The following is a 4,527-nucleotide window of genomic DNA, read 5'->3' as shown; positions in this document are numbered from 1 at the left end:
GTTGTCGTAATCGAATAATCCGACCACGATTACGACAACGACAACGACAACGACGCCCGGTCCGTGAGAACGTCCGGTAGCTGTAGCTTTAGGGTACGCAATGTGCGTTAACACATCAGTTCTGATCGCTCCCGGCAAATGCCCCGTCCCGTCCGCAGTCGAACGGCTACCCAGCCCTTGTACCCACCCCCCGAGACCCCATCCATGGAAGTCCTGTTTCTGATCGGCCTGATCGTCCTCAACGGCGCCCTGGCGATGTCCGAGATCGCCCTGGTCACCGCCCGGCGCACCCGCCTGGCGCGCCGGGCAGAGGAGGGCGACGCCGCTGCCCTGATGGCCATCAAGCTGGGCGAGGACCCGACCCGCTTCCTCTCCACCATCCAGATCGGCATCACCTCCATCGGGGTCTTAAGCGGCATCGTGGGCGAGGCCGCGCTGGCGCAACCCCTGTCGGACCTGCTGGAGGTCGCGGGGGTGAATCCGCACCCGGCCGGGATCGTCGCCACCATCCTGGTGGTCGTCCTGATCACCTATGTCTCCATCGTGGTCGGTGAGTTGGTGCCCAAGCGCCTGGGCCAGATCGACCCCGAGGGGGTGGCGCGGCTGGTGGCGCGGCCCATGCACGCCCTGTCCGTCACCGCCCGCCCCTTTGTCTGGCTGCTCTCCTGGTCCACCGGCGCCCTGCTGCGCCTGCTCGGTCAACGCGATCAGGTCGGGTCCCGGGTCACCGAGGACGAGATCCATGCCCTGCTGCTGGAGGGATCGCAGGCCGGGGTGATCGACGCCTCCGAGCACCACATGGTGCGTAACGTCTTTCGCCTGGACGACCGGCAGATGGGCTCGCTCATGGTGCCGCGGGGCGAGATCGCCTGGCTCGACCTCAACACGCCCCTGGAAGAGAATCTGGCGCGCATCGCCGGCTCGGTCCATTCCCGCTTCCCGGTCTGCCGGGGCGGCCTGGATGACGTGGTCGGCGTCGCCGTGATGAAACACCTGTTCAGCCAGTCGCTGCGCGGCCAGGGTGTCGACCTGGCCGCGGACCTGGAGCCGGCGGTCTATGTGCCGGAGTCGCTCACCGGCATGCAGTTGCTGGGCGAATTCCGCGCCAACGGCGCCCAGATGGTCTTCGTCATCGACGAATACGGTGACCTCATGGGGCTCGTCACCCTGCAGGACGTGCTGGAGGCGGTCACCGGCGAGTTCCAACCCCGCGACCCCGAGGACGCCTGGGCGGTCGCGCGCGCGGACGGCTCCTGGCTCCTGGACGGGCTGATCCCGATCATGGAACTGAAGGACCGCCTGAGTTTGAAGACCGTGCCGGAGGAGGACAAGGGCCGCTACCACACCCTCAGCGGCATGCTCCTGTGGCTCCTGGGCCGGGTACCCCAGACCGGGGACCTGGTGGACTGGGAGGGCTGGGACCTGGAGATCATCGACATGGACGGCCGCCGCATCGACAAGGTGCTGGCCTCGCCCAGGCCCCAACCCGAGGCGCCGGGGGAGCCGTTCGCCTGAGTGCTGCGGCCGGTATTCCCAGCAAGCCCGGGTCTGCTGCGTGAAGCTTTCCCGGTCGGGTTCGCGCGGGGTTCGGTCCGCACAGCGGACCCTACGGTTAGCCCCCGCGCCCGGCCAGCCAATCGGCGAAGGGCGCGAGGGCTGGCCAGTTGGGGTCGCTGTTGGCGGCAGCCGGTGCCGCCTGCCCGAGCAGCCAGCCCGGCAGTGCGCCCCAGTCCCGCGGCATACCATTGAGGGCAAAGGCGAAGAAGCCGACGAACAGCACCAGCGGAAAACCGAATGATCCTGGAGTTTCAGTCCACGGTCGACCGCGCCATGGCCGTGCGGCTCCTGACCTACATCGGTCTGCTCTACTAGGATCTGCTCAAGTCCGGCGAGATCGGCCCTGGCGATCCGCTGCCGCCCGTGCTGCCCGTGGTTATCTACAACGGTTCCGATCCCTGGCCCGCCAAGACCGACCTGGCCGACATGATCGACCCCTGCCTGCCCCCGCAACTGGTGCGCTGGCAGCCCCAGATGCGCTATCTTCTGCTGGAAGAGTGTCGCTACCGCGAGGCCGATCTTGAGGGCTTGCCCAACGCTGCCGCCGCCCTGTTCCGGCTGGAGAACGCCCGCGCCCCCGAGAACATCCAACGGGTTGTCGGCTGTCTGGTCGAATGGCTGGCTGGACCGGAGAACGCCGGCTTGCGCCGCGCCTTCGTTGTCTGGCTCAAGCGCGTACTGCTCCTGGCCCGGCTGCCCGGGATCGAGGGCCCGAACCTCAACGAATTGCCGGAGATCAACGACATGCCAGCCGAGCGAGGCATGACCTGGACCGAGCAATGGATGGCGCAAGGTGTGCAGAAAGGGGAGACCAAATTCTTACGTCGGATGCTGAACCGACGCTTCGGTCCGCTCCCCGCGTGGGTCGAGCAACGCCTGGAGCAAGCCGGGGAGGCCGAGCTTGAGGCTTGGGCGGATCGGGTGTTGGAGTGCAGGAGCTTGGAGGAAGTATTTGGCGGCGTGGCTTGAGCGAGCGATGGAACTGGGGGAGGATCGTCGGCGGCTTTTGGTGGTACGTCCCCTATTTCTTTACGGGTTTAAGCAATGACCGGATTTTCTATTGATTTGTGCGATGCCGATCAGGCCGGGCCGGAAGACCCTTGCGGTATCCGCATCGCCGCTGGGGATACCGTTTTCACCCGGTTGCTTCGGGAGCCGGCCAATCGGCCGGACGACAGTGTGATAGCCCCACCCGCGCAATTGGCCTTTTGGCTCTGCGATAACTGGTGGCGGCTGCGCTGGGAGGGCATCTGTGCGGGCAGGCAGACCGCTGAGTGGCGCCTTGCCCATGATCTGTCGTCAATCGGCGGCGGCTACGCCTGGCCGCGATTGGCGGTCTGGGGCGATCTGGATCGCATCGGACTCATGAGCCGCTCCGATCCTGTGGGTGTAGTCGGTCCGGTGCGCTATCTCATCGACGCACTGCGGTTTGTCGATGCCCGGGATTTCGAGATGGCGGTGGATCGCTATCTTGATCGGGTGTCCGACAACGAGCATGGATTCGGCTCGGATCGGGACGCGCTAAGATCATTGATTGGCACATTGCGGGAAGAGCGGGAAGACTCCGAAATCGCCATCTGGCGCAGACTCGAGGCGCGGCTGGGCTACGATCCCGACATGGGGCCGGAGGCGGCGATCGTCGAGGCGGGCGATCTGGCGAGCCGATTCGGTCTGGAATCCGTCGAGGAGGCCATCGCAGCAAGCCCGGGGGCCGACGCGTCACATACCTTAGCATGCGAGCTCGAAATGGCGGATAAAGCCGGCCAAAAATGCGATTTTTCGCTTGTATCGGAGATCGGCGAAATTCAGCGCAACCCCTCGGAGCCGCCGTGGGTGGCCGCGGAAAAAGCGGCCGAGCAAGTGAGATCGGTCGCTGGCATCGGTTCCGAACGTCTGCTCAACAAGCGACTCGCCAAGCTCCTCGGGGTCCAGCCGACCGTTTTCAGCCTGCCAACGTCCAGCGGCCAACCGCCCTATGGGCTGCGTCTTCGCGTAAGCGGGAGCGGCGAGCGCCAGGCGGTATCGTTGCGCTCGCGGCGCCCCCAAGGTCGCCGCTTCGAGCTTTGTCGAGCCCTCGGAGATACCTTGTGGGCTCGCAACGACGCGATGGGACCGCTGGCGACCAATACGTCGAATACCGCTCGCCAGAGATTCCAGCGTGCCTTCGCTCAAAGCCTGCTTTGTCCGTTCGAGGCGTTACGCAATTTTCTCGGCAGCGATTCCCCCGAAGACGAGGATATCGCGGCAGCGGCAGGACATTTTCATGTCGATCCGAGCGTCGTGCGGTCTCTGCTGATCAATAAGAACGTCATCGAGCGGGCGTCGCTTTCGCGTCTTGATGCTAGCCTCGACCAGGCGAGCTTCTTGGAAATGCTGGACGCGGCCTGATCCGCAGCGATCTGGCATCCAAGCGGTACCGGTGCTGTCCTGCTCGACATCTACTACGCGGAACGCCCGCTCGCGACCGTTAGTGTCCGGGCGTGGCGGGGGCGCTTGGCCAATCGCAGCAAACCATTAGATCGGCGTAACTTTCGGCCGCGGAACGCCTCGCCATCGACCTCGTCGCTCACGCACTGAAGGGGACGGGCGATAGTCAGGAGCCGAAGGCCGCGGGCCAGCGGCACGCTTGGGCATAGACTCGCCCTCCATATCCATGGTACGTCCCCCCTATGCCCGCCGGAACACCCCGCGAATTGAGTATACTGTCCCCGGAACTCGCGTTGGGCGGAGCTGGAGCAGAGCGACAACCGCTTCGCGCTGGTGGTCATGGCCCAGATTCGCGCCAAGGACCGGGGCGATGTCGACCAGCGCCGGGCCTGGAAGCTGCGCTTGATCCGGCTGATGTATGATCGCGGCTACGACCGCGGCACGGTCCTGGAGCTGTTTCGGGTCATCGACTGGATGATCCGGCTACCCGCGGAGGCCGAGGCCGCCTTTCGCAAAGACCTCTACGACTTCGAGACGAGCAAG

4 protein-coding genes and 1 pseudogene are annotated in these 4,527 nt (G+C 65.3%); 4 read left to right on the top strand and 1 reads right to left on the bottom strand.

Going from position 1 to position 4,527, the window contains the following annotated elements:
• The first annotated feature begins 204 nt into the window (after nucleotides 1–204).
• Nucleotides 205–1,515: a hemolysin family protein gene (locus QZY48_RS13225; protein WP_295431319.1), complete on the top strand. Its 1,311-nt coding sequence runs from the start codon at nucleotides 205–207 to the stop codon at nucleotides 1,513–1,515.
• 97 nt (nucleotides 1,516–1,612) lie between these two features.
• Here QZY48_RS13225 and QZY48_RS13220 read toward each other — a convergent pair whose 3' ends face one another.
• Nucleotides 1,613–1,780, bottom strand: a complete 168-nt coding sequence (locus QZY48_RS13220; RefSeq protein ID WP_295431318.1) for a hypothetical protein — start codon at nucleotides 1,778–1,780, stop codon at nucleotides 1,613–1,615.
• A gap of 140 nt (nucleotides 1,781–1,920) precedes the next feature.
• Here QZY48_RS13220 and QZY48_RS13215 point away from each other — a divergent pair, with 140 nt between their 5' ends.
• From QZY48_RS13215 to QZY48_RS13205, 3 genes and pseudogenes are all read left to right on the top strand, one after another.
• Nucleotides 1,921–2,526 carry a DUF4351 domain-containing protein gene (locus tag QZY48_RS13215; protein ID WP_366929683.1) on the top strand — a complete coding sequence of 202 codons (606 nt, stop codon included), beginning with the start codon at nucleotides 1,921–1,923 and terminating at the stop codon, nucleotides 2,524–2,526.
• Between the two features lie 75 nt (nucleotides 2,527–2,601).
• Nucleotides 2,602–3,945 (top strand): hypothetical protein, encoded by a 1,344-nt coding sequence (locus QZY48_RS13210; protein ID WP_295431317.1) that lies wholly within the window; start codon nucleotides 2,602–2,604, stop codon nucleotides 3,943–3,945.
• A 378-nt stretch (nucleotides 3,946–4,323) separates the two neighbouring features.
• Nucleotides 4,324–4,527, top strand: a pseudogene (locus tag QZY48_RS13205) (hypothetical protein); the annotation flags it as partial.

It is taken from the genome of uncultured Thiodictyon sp. (genome assembly GCF_903828115.1).
GTDB lineage: Bacteria > Pseudomonadota > Gammaproteobacteria > Chromatiales > Chromatiaceae > Thiodictyon.
The sequence above is the reverse complement of the archived record's forward strand: the minus strand, read 5'-3'. Positions and strand labels throughout refer to the sequence as shown.